This window comes from Acinetobacter sp. YH1901134, from assembly GCF_013416965.1.
GTDB lineage: Bacteria > Pseudomonadota > Gammaproteobacteria > Pseudomonadales > Moraxellaceae > Acinetobacter > Acinetobacter amyesii.
Window position 1 is genome coordinate 13,167 of the sequence record NZ_VPEW01000013.1, and the last position, 17,991, is coordinate 31,157.

Genomic DNA, 17,991 nt, shown 5'->3' on the forward strand with positions numbered 1-17,991 from the left:
AGGAGATTGGCCGCAGGTTTGAGCTTTATGCGTAGAACCGTTAAACTTTGCCGATCCGAAAATTTAATAGAACAATAAAATCTATGCATTTACCTGCCATCTATACACTACCTTTCATTCTGATCATCAGTAGCTTAAGCGCTTGTCAGACCATTTCTAAAACCAGCAGCACAGTCACCGACAAAGTAATGGCCGTGCTCGGTAAAGAAAAAGCCCCTGAAATCGATAAAAAAGGCACAGTCGATATCAGCAAAAGTACCCAACAACAGTTAGAAACCCTACTGACCAATATGCCGAAAAATCAGTGGATCTATATTGAAAATGATCAACAAGGCACATCTACCCTCAAAAATAAATCGGCAGATAATTTCACTTTGAGCTTCAAATTAAATTGCAAAATCAGCACTCAGCGCCCAACTTTCAGTATAAGCAACGCGGATGGCCAAGAGATCCTAAAAGCACATGATACAAATGTGGGGCAAATTCAAATTCTGCTCGACAATAAAAACTTTGGAAATCCGTTTGAGACAGCCCATCAGCAAAAGTTCCAAAGCTTTAAAACCGCTGTCGCTCAGGCCAAAGTCATTAAAGTGTTTAATTCCTCAAAACTCTATACCTTCCAAAACAACAAAGCCGAATTACTCTCTAAAGCAGTAAGTTGTCGCGATAGCCTATAAATATTTAAAGCGAAATGCAGTAAGTCACCGTTTTACTCAACTGTGACTTACATGCACGCTTATTTTGCAGGTGGCTGTGGCCCTGACATATCAACCAGCAGGCCTGTAAACTTTCGAACAAATGGCAATAAAATCAGTACAATGGGAAAAGCAATTGCCCATGAAATCATCCAATTATGCAGCCATAGAGTCAGAAATCCCTCAAACCACCCTAAATTTCTGAGCATATTAATAAACGAAATAATACCGCTCATCAGACAGGATAAAATAAACGGCACGATAATCAGCGCCCAGCGTGCAGCTAACTTCGGCACATTGCCAAAAATTTTAGGGGTAGGTTGTGACATGTCCATATACTCGAGCAGTGATCCTGAATCGCTAAACCACTTATATCGTTTTACTTCGATATAAGCAATGCTTCACTTTTATCGAATATTTTTTATTCGCAACAAATGGGTTCACCTAAAGAGCCTGAAATTTGCTATATTTACCGTTTTTCTGCGACATTTATTTTTCGACTGATTATGAATACGGCAATACAAGCAGCGCTCGATCATGCAGTGCAATCCCTTCAAGCTGAAGGTGTACTCCCAACTGACTGGAACAATACTAGCAATTTGACCCGAACCAAAGACCGAAGCCACGGTGACTTTGCGTCAAACATTGCCATGATTGCCTCTAAAGCTGCAGGTATGAAGCCGCGTGATTTAGCCGAAAAAATTCTGGCAAATCTTCCAGAAGTCGCAGATATCAGCAAAGCAGAAATTGCAGGTCCTGGCTTTATTAACTTCTTTTTAAATGCTGACCAACGTTTTGCTGTCTTAGACCAAATTCAAGCTCAGAAAGATCAGTTCGGTCGTACACAGGCCAATGCTGAAAAACGTGTTCAAGTGGAATTCGTTTCAGCCAACCCAACGTCTAGCCTACACGTTGGTCATGGTCGTGGCGCAGCTTACGGTATGACCGTTGCCAATCTTCTTGAAGCAACAGGTGCTAAAGTTGACCGTGAATACTATGTCAACGATGCTGGCCGTCAAATGGATATCTTGGCGACATCGACTTACTTGCGTTATTTAGAATTGACCGGTCAACAACTGGTCTTCCCTAAAAATGCATATCAAGGCGACTACGTTAAAGAAATCGCACAAAGCATTATCGACAAAGATGGCGATGCTTATGTACGCCCTGTTGCCGACATCTACAAAGATGTTCCAGAAGATGTGCAATATGCCGCTGAACTCGATAGCGAAGGCAATAAAGTCGTTGTTTCAGGCGATAAAGAAAAACACATTGATGGCCTAATTCATAATTCACAAAACCATTTGGCTGCGGGTTACCGTGTGTTCCATCAAGCTGCGCTGAAAGCCATTCTTGATGACATTAAAGATGACCTCGGTGAATTTGGCGTGACTTTCAATCAATGGTTCAGCGAAGCAACCTTGACTGAAAAAATTGATGAAGCATTACAAATGCTCGATCAACGTGGTTTCTTATACGAAAAAGATGGCAACATCTGGTTCAAATCAACTGATTTTGGTGATGAAAAAGACCGTGTTGTGAAACGTCGTAATGGTCAAACTACATACTTCGCATCCGACATTGCTTATCACTTAAATAAACTACAACGCGGCTATACCGATATCGTGGATATCTGGGGTTCAGACCACCACGGTTATATTGCACGTGTGAAAGCAGCGATTGATGCGCTTGGCTATGATTCTAAAAAATTGACGGTGCTTTTGGTTCAATTTGTGAGCCTATGGCGTGGCGGCGAGATGGTTCAAATGTCATCTCGTTCAGGTCAATTCGTGACTTTACGCGACTTACGTAAAGAAGTAGGTAACGATGCTGCTCGTTTCTACTATGTCATGCGTAAATCAGAACAACACATTGACTTCGACTTAGACCTTGCTGTGTCTCAAAGCAAAGACAATGCGGTGTACTACATCCAATACGCACACGCACGTATCTGCCGTATGCTCGAAAAAGCCGCTGCGACAGACGTTCAATTCTCTGCTGAAGCTGCACGTCAATTTGCAGCTAAACTTGAGTTAGAAGCTGAAACTGAAGTTCTTGCTAAACTTGCGGCTTACCCTGAAATTGTGGTTCGTGCTGCAAACAGCTATGAACCACACCAAGTGGGTAACTACTTGAAAGAGTTGGCGGCGTTGTTTCATGGTTGGTACAACGAAAATAAAGTCTTGGGTGATGATGCAGAACTGACTCAAGCGCGCTTATTACTGTCTGTAAATGTACAGCAAGTTTTACGCAATGGTCTTGAATTATTGGGTGTGAGTGCGCCTGAATCAATGTAAGCCATTCTTAGCATACGTTAGAATCCGTCCATGTATGACCATATACATTGACGCCTATACAGGCTCTTTATGAGCCTGTATTTTCATGGATATTCAGTCATCATTTTATGAAAAATTGAAGATGTTGAAATTGTGAAAATTAAACATAAACAGCATGACAGTCATGTAATATATAATAATCAGAACTTGGTTTTGGGTCAGTTCCCACTAGGTTCGTAACAATTACAATTAAAGAGGTTTCCTCGTGTTTGGAAAAACGCAACGCGGTGTATCAGAGCGGCCAAATCAGCCTAAAAAGCCATTGATTCCTGCATGGTTAGGTACACTTGTGATCATTTTAATCGTGTTGAGTTTCTTGGTGGCCTTGATGTTATGGAAACCATGGGAGCCGGTAAAACCGAAAGGTCAAATTACCTCTGAACACTACCAAGAAGAAACCAATAAAGATTACCGTTTTTATGATCTGTTGCCTCAGCAACAAGTCACCCCGATTCCAGATCAAGCTGTGCCTGAAACAGATACCAAAGAAACCGTGGTGATCGTTGAAGCACCTGAAACGGATACCACTACACCGACTGAGCCGGGTATTGAAGCCACAGAAACAACACCTGCCCCTGCAAGCTATATTTTGCAAGTGCGTAGCTATGATGACCCTGACCAAGCCGATGCCCGTCGTGCAGAAATTATTTTAAATGGCTTATCTGCCGATGTGATCCAAAGTAATGAAAATGGCAAAGTTTGGTATCGCGTCGTGTCTGGCCCCTATGATTCACAAGAAGCTGCTGTGATTGCACAGCAAACTTTACGTCATAGCAGTATCGACTCGATTGTCGTAAAACGCTAAATTTTGCAATTAAAAAAAGCGCCTGAAGGCGCTTTTTTTATTCCTTCCTTTAATAAAGGGAGGTTAGAAGGGATTCTTTTTTGAATACATCAGCTTAGCTCAAAAACCTCTCCCTAACCCTCTCCTAAAAGGAGAGGGAATTGCTTAAATGGTATGCCCTAAAGCTTCGCCCATCACCACAGTCGAGTTGGCTTTAAAGGTCGCATCCCATTGCATTTTGTTTTCTTCAAACAACACTACCGCTGTTGAACCTAAATAAAAACGGCCCAATTCTGCACCTTTTTCTAAGAATAAATCGTGTTGATTGAGTTCCAAACGCCCTGTCGGTTTAACTTTACCTGTAGCCACGGTTTCAATACCTGCCACGATCATTGCGCCCACTAATACAACCGCCATACGACCGACTTCTGTATCAAATAAGCAAACCATACGTTCATTACGGGCAAATAAACCCGGAATATTTTCAGCAGTGGTTTGGTTTACAGAGAATAATTCACCCGGTACATACAAAGTTTCTGTCAATGTCCCTGCAAATGGCATATGTACACGGTGGTAGTCTTTTGGTGACAAATAAACCGTAGCAAACTGCCCATTTTTAAAGGGTTCAGCCAATTGTGGATCGGCAATTAGGTTTTCAACAGTGAACTTCTGGCCTTTGGCCTGAAATACATCACCATTTTCAATTTTACCCAGTTGTGAAATCGCACCATCTGCAGGTGAAACAACACTGGATGGATCAGCATCGACTGCACGCACGCCTTCTTTTAAAGAGCGAGTGAAAAATTCATTGAAGGATTTAAATTTTAAGGCATTGCTTTGCTCAGCAATCGACATGTCGATGCCATACTGCGCTTTAAATGCGGTAATCACGGCATTTTTCACCACAGGGTTTTCGCTTGCAGCCAATTTACCCACGATACGTGATAATTTGTGCTGTGGAACAACACGCTGAGCTTGAATAAAAATTTGTTTTTTTAACTGAGATGTAAGGCTCAAGACGGCAACTCTCCGGTGATCACAGGACTATCGAGTCGGTTGCCCCACTCGCTCCACGCACCATCATAAGCTCGAATATTCCAACCGAGTAAACGTCCCAGTATATAAGCTAGGCCCGACCGATGATGGGACTGACAATACACCACCACGGGTTCGTTTAAATTGAATCCCAATTGTTCTAAGCGTTGTTGTGTGCGTTCTAAAGGATGCAATTTTAAATGATTTTCTCGGTTAAGGGCAGTACTCCATTCGAAATGTCGTGCCCCCGGAATGTGACCGCCGCGTCGCGCAGCCAAACGTAAGCCTGTATATTCATCTTCGGTACGGCAGTCCCATACTTGGATCTGCTCCTGCTGTACACGAGCCAATAGCTCATCATAGTTTGTTTGATACTGAGCACGCGCCTCTGCACTTACTTCAACCAATGGGCTCACGGGTTCAAATTGCTCAATTTCAGACGAGGTCGGTAAGCCTGCCCCAAGCCAAGCATGGATGCCACCATTGAGGAGACTGGTATTTTCAAAACCGAGGCAATGTAAGTTCCAAATCAGTCGACCAGCCCATGCCCCACCTTCATCGTCATACACTACTACATGATGTTCTGGACTGATATTCAGATAGCGAATGAGCTGTTCTAAGCCAGCTTGGTCAGGTAATAGCCCCATCGCTTGTTCTTCTTGGCGCACTAACAGTTTCGGCTGCACATGCAGTGCATGTGGAATATGCAATTGGTCATAAACCGAACGACGACTCAAATCGACGATCCGTAGTTTTTCATTACCAAGATGTGGAACCAATTCTTCCGCTTCAATCAGCAGACCAAAATTCAGTGTAGATGCTGTCATCGTTGTTCGTGTTGTATTTTGTGCGATTAAATTCGATCTTAGCATAAGTCATTTTCACTATTATTCTGAATTTTTGCATTCCTTTAGCAATATTTTAGATATAAAAAAGCCGAATCATTGATTCGGCTTTTTTATTTTTATCTAATGCTGTGTTTAAGCGCTAACTTCAGAGATGTCAAACACCTGACGTAGATACGCTAAGAAAGTATCATTATCCGTCATGGTTTTACCCGGACTATCTGAAATTTTTGCCACAGATTGACCATTACATTCAACCAGTTTCAGTACGATATTCAGCGCAGTTTGTCCCATATCATTGGTCAAGTTGGTGCCAATACCAAAGCTAACTTGGAAACGGTCTTTGAAGTAATTATGCAAATCCCACGCTTTTTCGATATTTAGACCATCACTAAAGGTCAGCATTTTACTTTTGCTATCGACTTTAAGCTTTTTGTAATGTGCATAGGCTTTATCGCCCCATTCATACGGGTCGCCACTGTCATGACGTAAACCGTCGAATAGTTTGGCAAAGTACAAATCGAAGTCACGTAGGAACGCATCCATACCGACAACGTCCGTTAAGGCTATTCCTAAGTCACCGCGGTATTCCTGCACCCATGTTTCTAGCGCAGACTTCTGGAAGTTACGTAGACGAACATCAAGCGCTTGGAATGCTTGTAGGAACTCATGCGCCATCGTACCAATTGGAGTAATGTTCAAGTCTTTGGCAATCAGAACATTACTTGTACCGCGGAAAATATACGGTGAAGCCTGATTTAATTCTTCAATTACATGCTTTTGCCATGCATAACTATAACGACGACGCGTGCCAAAATCAGAGACCAAGAATGGTGGATCATTTGGATTTTGCCGTGCTTCATACTGCTTCAGCAAGGCAATCTTATGTTGCAAACGGCGCTCACCTTCGGCTAAAACTTCTGGTGTACGAATACGTTGGAAATATAATTCATTGACGATGGCTAAAACAAAGATTTCAAACATCATCGCTTGAACCATTGGGCCTTCTACCCAAATGTCCAGTCGACCTTCATCATCAATACCCGCTTTAATAAAACGGCGTTTAAGCTGAAATAATTCAAGATAATCAACAAAATCGCTTTTAATAAAACGTAAACTGCGTAAATACTGCAATTCATCTTCTTTAAACTTCAACTGACAAAGCATGTCGAGCTGCATGTTTAAATCATCCAAAATTTCAACCAGTGGATAGGCTGTATCATCCAAGTTACGGCAACGAAAGTGATACACACTATGGGTTTGCGGAAATTTGTGTAACACCACCTGAAGCATGGTGAATTTATACAGATCTGTGTCTAATAAGGATTGGATGATTGGAGACATAAAGACTTTCAGTTTTTATCAACTCTTTGCATTAAAGCATACTTTATTGATAAAAAGCCGATTGATTTAGTGGAATAACTTATAAATCACCGCGATTCATCGACTTTTTTCAATTTTTTTGCTGAAGCTGAGCGCGATCAAGCTCACTATTTTTTGAGTAACTGTCGATATTTTTCTTCTTGACCAAATTCACGCGCAAACTGTTCTGCAGTCTTTTGCCCCATTTTTTTGGCATTTGCATCGCAATCCACTTGGCGTAATTGCTTTGCAATCGCCCATTCTAATTTAAACATGGCACCCATCAATGCGGTGTTGCCTTTATTGTCACGTGCGCAGCGGTCTGCACCTTGTTCTAGCAAACGAGTCACAATATTTTGATGACCATAATAGGTCGCCATCATCAGTGGTGTAAAACCCGAAGCATTGCGCACATCGACCGGAAAACCGTGCTTAAGAAATTCATTGATGACTTCTTCATTGCCAGTTTTGGCTGCAGCAAAGAAAATTGCGATCAATTCCTGTTGTGAGGTCATCTGATCGCTTGCAGTTGCTTTAGCGGGGGAGATATCTTCCGCGATTGCCACGTTTGCGAATGCGGAACCAAACGCTAGAAGACTGGCTAAAGTCAAATGTTGCATAACTTTCATGATGAACTCCAACAGAAATCGAATGTAGAATTGAATTGGAAACAATTCATTTCATTAAAAAAAATGAATATTTAAGGAGTGCCTATGAAACTCCCCCTAGGGTGCAGGAAAGGTATGGAGCTTCATAGGACTTTTTTGAGGTAACGTTCTAGACCCTAGTTACCAATCCTTCCGACTGATCGAAATTAGTCTTTCAGTTGTGCTGCTTTAGCTTTTACAATTGCAAGGTTGCCGTTTACTGCTTTAGTCATACGCATACCGTAGTCTGCATCTGCTTTGTAGAAGTAAGACAACATGATGTGCTTGGTTTCAGAATCTTTTACGTTGCCAAGATCCGCAGCCAAGTTCATGATTAAATCGTCTTTTTCTTTGGCAGTGTATGAACGGTAAAGCTCACCCGCTTGCTTGAAGTTTTGCTCTTTGGTACCGATCTGTTGAACTGTGCCTGTCAGCGGAGTTTGAACAGCGCGTGCTTTCTCAGTAGCAGCTTTAGGCTCTTTACGGCTTGGCTCGTAGTTCACGTTCGATGAAGTGCCGCCAACATTCATAGAACCATCCTGGTTGTTGTTGTTAACAGCAACAAGCGGACGGTTGACTGGAATTTGCTGGTGATTCGCACCCAAACGGTACATTTGAGTATCTGAGTAAGAGAAGATACGGCCTTGCAGCAGACGGTCTTCTGATGGCTCGATACCTGGAACTAAGTTACCTGGAGCCAATGCCACTTGTTCAGTTTCATTGAAGAAGTTTTTTGGCATACGATTCAGCGTTAAAGTCCCCACTTTAGTTTCTGGAACTAAGTTCGTTGGCCAGATTTTAGTTGGATCTAGCGGATCAAAATCAAAGCTGTTGAGATCTTTAGGATCTAACACTTGGATGTAAAGATCCCATTTCGGGAAGTTGCCCGCGTTGATGTTTTTGTAAAGATCGTTGGTTAAGTGGTTGAAGTCTTTACCTTGCAGCTCCATCGCTTCTTTAACGTTCAGACCTTTCACGCCTTGTTTAGAGCGGAAGTTGAACTTCACGTATTTATATTCGCCTTTGTCGTTGTACAGTTTGAATGCGTGTACACCGAAACCATCTTGCTCACGGTAGCTAGTTGGAACACCTTGGTTACCATACACATAAGTCAACATGTTGGTTGCCCATGGTTGGCTAGACAAGAAGTCAAATACGCGGTTCGCGTCTTGAACGTTGTCAATTGGGCTTGGCTTCATTGCGTGAATGAAGTCAGGGAATTTAATTGCATCACGAATGAAGAAGACTGGAGTTTGGTTACCCACTAAATCCCAGTTGCCTTCTTGCGTATAGAACTTGATCGCGAAACCGTGCGGGTCACGTAGAGTTTCTGGAGAATGTTTACCGTGAATTACAGTCGAGAAACGTAAGAAAACTGGAGTCTTAGTACCTGCTTTGAACAATGAAGCAATGGTGAGATCAGATAAATCTTTAGTTGCAACGAATTCACCATACGCACCTGTACCACGGGCATGTACCACACGCTCAGGAATACGCTCACGACCAAAACGTTGTAATTTTTGAACCAATTGTACGTCTTGAAGTAGAACTGAACCATTTGGACCCGCAGTAATCGAGTTTTGGTTATCGCCTACTGGTGCACCATTGTCTTTTGTTAATGGCGCTGCTTGAGTCGCCACTGTTGCTGTTGCTAACATCGCAACCAATAAAGAACGCTTAAACATCGTCTTAATCTCTCTGTTAAATACCTTTCCTGCCCCGCAAAGATACTGATACTTAATAAATAGATAAAACAGATTATTTTTATAAATTCAATCGTATTATTAGATTTATAAAAAATATACAGTTCATTTTCAAATGTTTGAGCCCAAAATTTTCTAAACATCGCTTCGAAAGAATGCTGTCTTTGCTACAATCCCTGCCCTATGTTCAATTTTCTACTCGGAAGAAGTTATGCGGGCCTTGTTACAACGTGTTTTGGAAGCCAAAGTGGTGGTCGATGGTGAGATCACGGGTGAAATCAATCACGGTATTTTAGTGTTTTTAGGACTTGGTAAAGCTGACGATTTAGAAAAGGGCAAAAAACTGATCGATAAGATATTGAAATACCGTTTTTTTGATGATGAACAAGGCAAGATGGGCTGGAATGTCAGTCAAGCTGGCGGTGGTATCCTCTTGGTGTCTCAATTTACTCTGATGGCACAAACGCAAAAAGGCCTGCGCCCTGATTTTGGCCCTGCCATGCCGCCAAGCGATGCCAAAGCACTGTATGAACAGCTGGTCGATTACACCAAGAGCCAATATGACCATGTACAAACAGGCATCTTTGCTGCCGACATGAAAGTGCATTTGGTCAATGATGGGCCGGTCACTTTTAATTTAGAAATTGAATAAAAACGAAGTAATAAAAAAGCCCTCAGTTGAGGGCTTTTTTATTACTTAAATTAAATCTCAGCTTTTACAGCGTTGTAATTAATTTTGCGCGTTGCATCATATCTACTGGAATATCTTTCACAAGCATAACTGTTAATGATTGCTCATTTTTCTTTGACGTTGTTGTTTGATTTGCGTCTAAAACAGCATTTACATCAGCGGGATTCAATGTATACATTGCACCAGTAGCTGGATCAACAATTAATAAACCAATTAATCCACCAAAAATAATATTGGCTACATACCAACCATTTACTGTCCCTGTTACCTGCACAGTTTTTGTTTGAAAACCATCTTTTTTGAACGTTACTTCATAAGCTGCTGGTTTAAAATATCCTGTACCGCGTTTTAAAGTTACAGTTGCAGGTGTGATGCCAGTATGTACTTTTTCTCCAGCTTTATTTGTAATCGAAATCGATGCTTCATCTGGCACTGACTTAAAGGTTAAAGTTTGAGTTGACCCCGAAATAATGCTTGCACAACCTGTCATTGTTAATGATGCGGCAATTAAACCCGATGTAATTAATTTTTTCATAAAAATACCCCCTAAAAAGCGGAGGTATTGTTACCAAAAAAGCGTTAAATTTCAATTAAAATTAAATTTATTTACCGGTTTTCTCTTTAATAAACGCACGTGCGATTTTGATTTTTTCTTTAACCGGTTTTGGAAGTTTAGGTGGAATTAACTTCGCCACTTGGTTAAACCAAACCAGTAGACCAAAATCACCTTCCATTTTAATACTGCCATTTTGCATACCCGTCATAAATGCTGTTGGGTCACCTTTCATTAGGGTTTTCACGCCCTGTTCGCTGTCCGCAAATTGCAAAATAAAGTCTGCTTTTTCAGCATCGCCTGAAACAGTATCAATCTGTCCGTTATTTACAATAATTTGACGTGCAACACCTAAATCCGTGCCGATTTGAATGCGGAATTGACGTTCATGAACCAATTCAATGAATTTAGGGCTAGTACGTGCAAGCTGTTTCATACGAAGCGCTAAACCTGCCACGAGTAAATCAAGTGGATCCGTGCTGACATCAACTAAAGGTAGTTTTACGACAGGAATTGATGATAGTTTCATGACTTAAAGCCTATTGTAATTGTTGGAAAATTGACTGGCTTCATCCTACCATAACTTGGCTTTTGAGAAGTAAGGCTTTGTATCTCAAATCGGACTAATGCGTTCATAAAAAAATGCGCCCTTAGGCGCATTTTCATTGAAATTTTGTTCTGGCACTTATCGGCTCGAACATTGCTGTTCTTCATCATATACAGGCGTGTGCTCTATACATTGGCGCTTTGCCATCGCACGCTCTGCACGGCGGTCTTCACGTAACAATACTAAAGTGAATACCACCATTGCGGCCATTAATGCCGTTAAATAACTATAAGTCACTGATAATTCAAACATGGTTTGTGTGCCAAATCGAATCACTTCAATGAGTCCCCACACCAGCATCCCCGCCAGCATAAAACTTAACCAGCGACGATAAGGCGAGAAGAAAACAGCAATCACAGCCGCCGATACCAAGCTCAGGCCAACGATTGTTGCTAAATTCGCTGTTAACATAAAAACCTCCGTCATTTGACAACTGACATCTCTTGTCTTACAGGATGCTGAGCCGTCTCACTACTGTATCTTCAGTAAATAGATTTGGTCGATCTCAATCTCTTGCAAGCATTATGCTGAGTTTTTTGCATAAAAAAAGTCTCGTTTTTTGTTAATGCGACACACCTTGTCGCAACATTATTTTGTCATTACATTTTTTCTTTTTAAAGAATTTCTAGAACAATGATGGCATCTCGTTTCGAGTGTCATTACAAAAAAAACAGCTGGTTTTAGGCTAAAAAAATTAATTTTTCGAATGCTGTTAATCGTTGTTTTTATCGACAATTTTCTTCTACCGTTCATCGGATGAGCTGAATTCTTGGCATAAAAAAACGCAGCCTTTTGGCTACGTTTTTGACTGTGCCTTAAATGGTTTTAAGCACGATTTAAATCTTTATCATGCACACCAAGCAGGTAAAGAACACCATCTAGACCCACGCTTGAAATGGCTTGATTGGCATTTTGACGCACTAAAGGTTTCGCACGGAAAGCAACGCCTAAGCCGGCTAAAGACAACATTGGCAAATCATTCGCACCATCACCGACTGCAATGGCTTGTTCTAATGAAATCCCCATTTCTTCAGCGATTTGTGTCAATAAGAAGGCTTTGCGAGCACCATCCACAATATGGCCTTTCACTTCACCTGTTACCGCGCCATCTTGGACGTCCAGTACATTGGCATGCACTTCATCGATACCCAGTTTTGCTTGTAAATATTCGGCAAAATACTGAAAACCACCTGACAAAATAGCTGTGCGATATCCCAATGATTTAAGGGTTGAAATCAGACGTTCCGCACCTTCTGTAATGGTCAGACGTTCTGCAATTTTAGGCAATACCGAAGCATCCATACCTTTGAGCAGTGCCACACGTGCACGGAAACTTTGTTGGAAATCGAGTTCACCTTGCATAGCACGTTCAGTGATTTCAGCCACTTGAGCGCCGACACCCGCTTCAATCGCCAATTCGTCAATCACTTCTTGCTCAATCAGCGTCGAGTCCATATCAAAGCAGACCAAACGACGATTACGACGGTAAGCATTGTCCTCTTGAACGGCAACATCTACCCCAAGTTCGGTAGATAGACGTAAACATGCTGCACGCATTGCAGTGGCATCCAACATTTGGCCTTTTAAACCAAATTGAACGCAGGCACGGCGCGGACCTTCGCTTGATCCATCTAACTCTGGACGGCCAGATAAACGCGTCACAGTTTCAATATTGAAGCCTTGGTTCGACACAATATTTGTAACTGCCTGTAAATGAGACGCCTGTAATTCTGGCGCAAGTGCCGTAACGATATAGCGTGTGCGGCCTCCCTCATTTACCCATTGTTGATATTCTGTTGTAGAGATTGGTTTAAAGCGCACAGTTAAGCCAATATCATGTGCTAAAATCAACATTTCCTTCATGGCTAATGCTGTCGCAGTCTGGTCTTCCGACGAAACAACAATACCTAAAGTCAGCTGATTGTGGATGACTGCTTGTCCGACATCTAAAATCTGTAAGGAATGTGCGGACAAAACCTGCATTAATCGTGTAAATTGATTAGGTTGGTCAGGTCCTAAAAGTGATATAAGAATGATTTCTCGCATGAATTGACTCGGGTCTGAGCTACAACTAATGTAAGAATCATAATCTAAATTGAATAGAATTGCCTTGGAAGTTTACGTTGAATGCGCCTAGACAAGGGCTATTTGCTAGCCTATTAGTAGTTTGTTTTGCTTTGCATACCTTTTTATTGGTATTGGCAACAACCCACCAACTGAACGAAAACCGTGCCAGTCAGGGACAACTGATGACCAGTCAATTGGTTACAGACAGCCTATCTGAGCTTGAGCCGGCCAATACCGTATCATTAGCCTTACTTGCTGACCGCTATGCAACCAACCCGAGCGTGGCTTCCATCCGCATTTTAAATGCCAATAATCAAGTTTTGGCCACAGGCGGTTTGACCAAAACCCGTGATGGTGAAATCTTTGTTCGTGATGCGCTGCAAAACGAAAAGAAAGTCGGAACAGTTGAAATCACCTTAATTAAACCAAGTATTGGTGAAATCTTACGTACGCAATGGGCTGCGATTCTATTTTCATTATTCTTACATGGCTTGTTGTGGTTGGCGTATCGCGCAATTGCACGTCCAAGTCGTACTGAATATTTAGCGCGAATCAACAATGAATCACGTCTAAAACACGAAATTCAAACGCTAGCGCAGGCTTTAGAACAAGAAAAACATAATGCCGCTGTGGCGATTGCTCAAGCGCAGCAAAATGCGCAAGCCAAAGCAAAACAGCATAAAGACATGAAACCAGTGGTTCTCGACAGCAACAGCTTGGCATTAAATATTCAATTTTATGATCCGAAACAGCTGCTCGATAGCGTCAACAAAACCGTGTCTGTGCCGTATTTTAATCTCTGCCAAATTTTCTTGAATAAAACCACAGAACTCTGTGTTCAACATTATAAATTGAACAGTTCTGACATCAGTACGGTGCATAAGTTTGATGAACATGGTGCAACCATCAGCATGACCGCTGACACTCCAGATGCGCTGCGTTGCCTCACCATGATCAGCTCAGTATTCCAATTGCTTTCTGATGTTTTATATAAACGCTACCGTGAAGAAAAACGTTTCGTTTTACAAACTCGTAGTGCGATTTCAAGCTCTGTCGAAGCCATGCAATTGTCTTCTGTACAAGCAGCTGAGCGTTTGGTTCAACAATTGGTTGCCAAAGAAAGTGCTATTCATGTGCCGACAACTTTGCTCAAAGAGATTTCAGATCATTTCCAATTGGTCAGTTTGCCAAATCCGACCAATGTGCTCACTCGTCATGCATTTATGCTCAATGGGATGGACAGTGATGCCGCTGAATTGGCTCAAAACTTCAGAACTGAAATTTTAAAATCCAAACAGTCAAAAGCCTCGTAAAGGTTTGAGCGAAATCAAAAATCCCGACTTGAGTCGGGATTTTTTTGTCTTAAACGGTCGAAATTTTCTGTGCAATCAAATATTTTTGCGCATTATGCGGTTCGGCACCTGCTTCAACCGCGACTTTCTCCCATTGCCCATTCGACTGCATTTCCCATGCATTTTGATTATCTTCCAAATAGTTAAGTAAACAATCTTTCATAATGCGTTTTTTCAAACGGCTTTCCAAAATGGGAAAACAGGTTTCGACCCGTGAAAATAAGTTACGTCCCATCCAATCGGCACTGGCACAGTACAATCGTTTTTCGCCTGCATGCTCAAAATAATACACTCGAGTATGCTCTAAGAAGCGTCCGACGATAGATCTCACATGAATATTCTCAGACATACCTTTGACCTGAGGAATCAAACAACAAATCGAACGGATAATTAAATCTACAGATACCCCTGCTTGCGATGCACGATACAAAGCAGCAATCAGTTGCGGTTCCGTGAGTGCATTGACCTTCACAATAATTCTTGCGTATTTTCCCGCTTGTGCGGCAACAATTTCCTGTTCAATCAGTTTCAGTAATTCAGTATGCAGGGTAAATGGTGCATGCAGTAAGGCTTTCAGCTTCGCCATCTTGCCCATACCGGTCAATTCCTGAAACATGCGATGCACATCCTCGCAAATATCGGGATGCGTCGTCATCAGGCCATAATCGGTATACATCCGCGCATTGCCTGCGTGGTAATTACCTGTTCCCAAATGGGCGTAGCGCAATAGTTGATTATTTTCACGGCGTACAATCAAAATCATCTTGGCATGGGTTTTATAGCCCACAATGCCATACACCACGACAGCCCCAGCTTCTTGCAATATATTGGCCACAGTAATATTGGATTCTTCATCAAACCGTGCCCGAAGTTCGATGACTGCGGTTACTTCCTTGCCGTTGCGTGCCGCCTCCGCTAAAACTTGTACGATGTCCGAATCTGGCCCACTACGATAGAGCGTCTGCTTAATGGCTAAAACCTGAGGGTCTTTTGCAGCTTCACGTAATAAGTTGATGACCGGTTGAAAGGAGTCAAACGGATGATGTAACAACACATCTTGTGTTTTTAATACATCAAAAATCGCGGTTTGTTTACGAAAAACTTTAGGAATAATCGGTGTATAGACCGGATATTTCAGTTCAGGTCGATTAAAACTGGTACTGAGACGCGATAAATTGATCGGGCCGTCAATGCGATAGAGCTCCTGCTCACTCAAATCAAATTCATCTAACAAATAATCAATAATGCTTTGCGGACAATCATCTTCAATTTCTAAGCGAACTGCCCGACCAAAACGCCGTGAAGACAATTCATCTTTTAATGCCACCGCCAAGTCATCCACATCTTCAGCCAGAACTAAATCTGCATTGCGTGTCACTCGAAAGGCATAACAGCCCGTCGCTTTCATCCCCGGAAATAGGTCATTGATGTGTTGCTGAATAATGGCGGTCAGGAAAATTTGTGTCTCTGCACTGCCTTCAACCTCGGCGGGCATTTTGATTAAACGCGGCAATGAGCGTGGCGCAGGCACAATTGCCATTTCAATGGCACGACCAAAGGCATCTTTACCTTCTAGACTCACAATAAAGTTGAGGCTTTTATTGACCAAGCGTGGAAACGGATGCGATGGATCTAAGCTAATTGGTGTTAAGACTGGTTGAACTTCTTTACTAAAATAATGGCTAATCCACGCCCGATGTTTTTCTAAAATATCTTTAAATTGAATAAAGCGAATGCCTTCACTTTGTAATGCAGGCAATACAGCATGATTGAGGGTCTGGTATTGCTCTGCAACCGTGTCATGAATCACTTGGGAAAGTTCATCTAAGACCACTTCAGTCGGAATGGCATCTGGCGTCCGTGCAATCACATTCAAATCTCGTTGTTTCATCAGCCCCGCAATGCGAATTTCAAAGAATTCATCTAAATTGCGTGAAAAAATGATGAGAAAATTCAAGCGTTCAAGTAAAGGTAAACTTGAATCGAGTGCCTGAGCCAAGACCCGCCGATTGAAATCTAAAAGTGACAATTCACGATTATAATAGGTCTCTGATGAATGCTGAAAATGTTGCATACCCTCTCAATGCTGTTTGAAACAGTCTATATCTAAAGTGTTTGCCGGCATGTTAGGCAGCGGATATGACACTTATGTTACAAATAGCATTAATCAATTAAAAAAGCATGCAATTCCCTAAAGCCCTGTTCATCAAATCGTAAAATTTATTTTCGACATCAAAAAAGAGGGATATTGCCCTCTATTTTACTGAATTGTTTTTTTGTTTATTGCACAGGCTTGTCTTGTTCCAATGCTTTGGGCTCACTCGTCCGTGCTGCCCAATAGGTTGCCAGTGCGGGACCCGAAATATTGTGCCACAAACTAAAAATCGCACTCGGCACAGCGGTCAGAGGTGAAGCGGCAAAATGGGTCGCCGCCAATGCCACACCCAAACCTGAGTTTTGCATCCCAACTTCAATCGACACTGCTTTACAGTCTGCATAGGGCAATTTAAATATTCGGCTGGCCCAAAAACCCAATAGATAGCCCAAGCCATTATGTAAGGCCACTACCCCCAGAATCAGTAAACCTGATTGCAAAATCTGTGTTCGGCTACCCGCAATGATTGCCGCCACAATCGCCACAATTGCTACAACAGAAACCAATGGCATGACCTGTATATAGGCATCCACTCGGTGCTTAAAGACAGTTCGAATCATTAACCCCACAATGATCGGAAATAAAACCACTTGTAAAATTGAAACCAACATCGATGCCGCATTAATTTCAATCCATTGGCTTGCCAGCAAATAGAAAATCGCAGGGGTTAAAACCGGTGCGAGTAATGTCGCAACAGAGGTACAAGCAACAGATAATGCGGTATTGCCTTTTGCCATATAGGTGATGACATTAGAAGCCGTTCCACCCGGACAGCAACCGACAAGAATGACCCCGATCGCGATTTCTGTCGGCAGTTGTAATAATTTACACAAGAAAAAAGCCAATCCCGGCATCACAATAAACTGTGCCAAAACCCCGATCATCACAGCTTTAGGGCTTTGCAATACACTTTTAAAATCTTGCAGTGTCATGGTCATGCCCATACCCAACATAATGATGCCTAGCATCCATGGGATATATGCTTTTAACCAAACAAATACATCGGGAAAAAACATGGCGAGCGCTGCAAACAGCACCACCCAAATCGCAAATGTTTTCTGCACAAATTGAGTGAATTTTAAGAAAGCCGACATAGGCATCTTCCATTTAAATACAGGGACAAAAAAAGGCACACCCTTGTGCCTTTTCTCAACTGAGC

Annotated in this window: 17 protein-coding genes; 5 read left to right on the forward strand and 12 right to left on the reverse strand. The window is 42.1% G+C overall.

Translation table 11 applies throughout. The annotated features are described in order from the left end of the window. The first annotated feature begins 83 nt into the window (after positions 1-83). Positions 84-677: a hypothetical protein gene (locus FTV50_RS12910; RefSeq protein WP_180024651.1), complete on the forward strand. Its 594-nt coding sequence runs from the start codon at positions 84-86 to the stop codon at positions 675-677. Positions 678-736: 59 nt separating this feature from the next. Here the strand turns inward: FTV50_RS12910 and FTV50_RS12915 are convergent, their stop codons facing one another. After that, on the reverse strand, positions 737-1,024 hold the full coding sequence (locus FTV50_RS12915; protein WP_372491143.1) for a DUF2798 domain-containing protein: 288 nt from the start codon (positions 1,022-1,024) through the stop codon (positions 737-739). Positions 1,025-1,201: 177 nt separating this feature from the next. Between FTV50_RS12915 and argS the strand changes: the two genes are divergently transcribed. Beyond that, positions 1,202-2,992: an arginine--tRNA ligase gene (argS, locus tag FTV50_RS12920; protein ID WP_180024652.1), complete on the forward strand. Its 1,791-nt coding sequence runs from the start codon at positions 1,202-1,204 to the stop codon at positions 2,990-2,992. A 244-nt stretch (positions 2,993-3,236) separates the two neighbouring features. Continuing rightward, positions 3,237-3,836: an SPOR domain-containing protein gene (locus FTV50_RS12925; protein WP_078193250.1), complete on the forward strand. Its 600-nt coding sequence runs from the start codon at positions 3,237-3,239 to the stop codon at positions 3,834-3,836. 144 nt (positions 3,837-3,980) lie between these two features. Here the strand turns inward: FTV50_RS12925 and asd are convergent, their stop codons facing one another. From asd to FTV50_RS12950, 5 genes are all read right to left on the reverse strand, one after another. Then, positions 3,981-4,832, reverse strand: a complete 852-nt coding sequence (gene asd / locus FTV50_RS12930) for an archaetidylserine decarboxylase (RefSeq protein ID WP_078190610.1) — start codon at positions 4,830-4,832, stop codon at positions 3,981-3,983. Beyond that, the gene (locus FTV50_RS12935) at positions 4,829-5,677 is read right to left on the reverse strand and encodes a sulfurtransferase (RefSeq protein ID WP_180024687.1); all 849 of its coding nucleotides are present in this window, start codon (positions 5,675-5,677) and stop codon (positions 4,829-4,831) included. Before FTV50_RS12935 ends, asd begins: the two co-directional genes overlap by 4 nt. Positions 5,678-5,830: 153 nt before the next feature. Continuing rightward, a complete protein-coding gene (gene pncB, locus FTV50_RS12940; protein WP_111885113.1) occupies positions 5,831-7,039 on the reverse strand; it encodes a nicotinate phosphoribosyltransferase in 1,209 nt (402 codons plus the stop codon). A gap of 146 nt (positions 7,040-7,185) precedes the next feature. Further along, on the reverse strand, positions 7,186-7,686 hold the full coding sequence (locus FTV50_RS12945) for an ankyrin repeat domain-containing protein (protein WP_078193253.1): 501 nt from the start codon (positions 7,684-7,686) through the stop codon (positions 7,186-7,188). Positions 7,687-7,871: 185 nt separating this feature from the next. Continuing rightward, positions 7,872-9,389 (reverse strand): catalase, encoded by a 1,518-nt coding sequence (locus FTV50_RS12950; RefSeq protein WP_180024653.1) that lies wholly within the window; start codon positions 9,387-9,389, stop codon positions 7,872-7,874. Between the two features lie 229 nt (positions 9,390-9,618). Between FTV50_RS12950 and dtd the strand changes: the two genes are divergently transcribed. Continuing rightward, a complete protein-coding gene (gene dtd / locus FTV50_RS12955; RefSeq protein WP_180024654.1) occupies positions 9,619-10,059 on the forward strand; it encodes a D-aminoacyl-tRNA deacylase in 441 nt (146 codons plus the stop codon). A gap of 64 nt (positions 10,060-10,123) precedes the next feature. Here dtd and FTV50_RS12960 read toward each other — a convergent pair whose 3' ends face one another. The 4 genes from FTV50_RS12960 to serB all read right to left on the reverse strand — a co-directional run bounded on the left by FTV50_RS12960 (position 10,124) and on the right by serB (position 13,304). Continuing rightward, entirely contained in the window at positions 10,124-10,633 is a 510-nt protein-coding gene (locus tag FTV50_RS12960) for a hypothetical protein (protein ID WP_180024655.1), read from the reverse strand. Positions 10,634-10,700: 67 nt separating this feature from the next. Beyond that, on the reverse strand, positions 10,701-11,180 hold the full coding sequence (locus FTV50_RS12965; RefSeq protein ID WP_078190615.1) for an SCP2 sterol-binding domain-containing protein: 480 nt from the start codon (positions 11,178-11,180) through the stop codon (positions 10,701-10,703). 156 nt (positions 11,181-11,336) lie between these two features. Further along, positions 11,337-11,669, reverse strand: coding sequence for an AciT family ciprofloxacin tolerance protein (aciT, locus tag FTV50_RS12970; protein ID WP_078190616.1), 333 nt, complete (start codon positions 11,667-11,669; stop codon positions 11,337-11,339). A 414-nt stretch (positions 11,670-12,083) separates the two neighbouring features. Then, positions 12,084-13,304, reverse strand: coding sequence for a phosphoserine phosphatase SerB (serB, locus tag FTV50_RS12975; RefSeq protein WP_180024656.1), 1,221 nt, complete (start codon positions 13,302-13,304; stop codon positions 12,084-12,086). A gap of 77 nt (positions 13,305-13,381) precedes the next feature. Between serB and FTV50_RS12980 the strand changes: the two genes are divergently transcribed. Next, positions 13,382-14,638, forward strand: coding sequence for a hypothetical protein (locus FTV50_RS12980; protein ID WP_078190618.1), 1,257 nt, complete (start codon positions 13,382-13,384; stop codon positions 14,636-14,638). A gap of 49 nt (positions 14,639-14,687) precedes the next feature. Here FTV50_RS12980 and ppk1 read toward each other — a convergent pair whose 3' ends face one another. Continuing rightward, entirely contained in the window at positions 14,688-16,751 is a 2,064-nt protein-coding gene (gene ppk1 / locus FTV50_RS12985; protein WP_180024657.1) for a polyphosphate kinase 1, read from the reverse strand. 206 nt (positions 16,752-16,957) lie between these two features. After that, positions 16,958-17,926 (reverse strand): bile acid:sodium symporter family protein, encoded by a 969-nt coding sequence (locus FTV50_RS12990; RefSeq protein ID WP_180024658.1) that lies wholly within the window; start codon positions 17,924-17,926, stop codon positions 16,958-16,960. Between the last annotated feature and the right edge of the window lie 65 nt (positions 17,927-17,991).

What these genes read in the sequence shown, in the direction of transcription:
- dtd (WP_180024654.1), top strand. Translation starts at nt 9,619, where the DNA reads ATGCGGGCCTTGTTACAACGTGTTTTGGAAGCCAAAGTGGTGGTCGAT.
- FTV50_RS12910 (WP_180024651.1), top strand. Translation starts at nt 84, where the DNA reads ATGCATTTACCTGCCATCTATACACTACCTTTCATTCTGATCATCAGT.
- FTV50_RS12935 (WP_180024687.1), bottom strand. Translation starts at nt 5,677, where the DNA reads ATGACAGCATCTACACTGAATTTTGGTCTGCTGATTGAAGCGGAAGAA.
- FTV50_RS12960 (WP_180024655.1), bottom strand. Translation starts at nt 10,633, where the DNA reads ATGAAAAAATTAATTACATCGGGTTTAATTGCCGCATCATTAACAATG.
- aciT (WP_078190616.1), bottom strand. Translation starts at nt 11,669, where the DNA reads ATGTTAACAGCGAATTTAGCAACAATCGTTGGCCTGAGCTTGGTATCG.
- FTV50_RS12965 (WP_078190615.1), bottom strand. Translation starts at nt 11,180, where the DNA reads ATGAAACTATCATCAATTCCTGTCGTAAAACTACCTTTAGTTGATGTC.
- FTV50_RS12990 (WP_180024658.1), bottom strand. Translation starts at nt 17,926, where the DNA reads ATGTCGGCTTTCTTAAAATTCACTCAATTTGTGCAGAAAACATTTGCG.
- FTV50_RS12950 (WP_180024653.1), bottom strand. Translation starts at nt 9,389, where the DNA reads ATGTTTAAGCGTTCTTTATTGGTTGCGATGTTAGCAACAGCAACAGTG.
- argS (WP_180024652.1), top strand. Translation starts at nt 1,202, where the DNA reads ATGAATACGGCAATACAAGCAGCGCTCGATCATGCAGTGCAATCCCTT.
- pncB (WP_111885113.1), bottom strand. Translation starts at nt 7,039, where the DNA reads ATGTCTCCAATCATCCAATCCTTATTAGACACAGATCTGTATAAATTC.
- ppk1 (WP_180024657.1), bottom strand. Translation starts at nt 16,751, where the DNA reads ATGCAACATTTTCAGCATTCATCAGAGACCTATTATAATCGTGAATTG.
- serB (WP_180024656.1), bottom strand. Translation starts at nt 13,304, where the DNA reads ATGCGAGAAATCATTCTTATATCACTTTTAGGACCTGACCAACCTAAT.
- FTV50_RS12945 (WP_078193253.1), bottom strand. Translation starts at nt 7,686, where the DNA reads ATGAAAGTTATGCAACATTTGACTTTAGCCAGTCTTCTAGCGTTTGGT.
- FTV50_RS12915 (WP_372491143.1), bottom strand. Translation starts at nt 1,024, where the DNA reads ATGTCACAACCTACCCCTAAAATTTTTGGCAATGTGCCGAAGTTAGCT.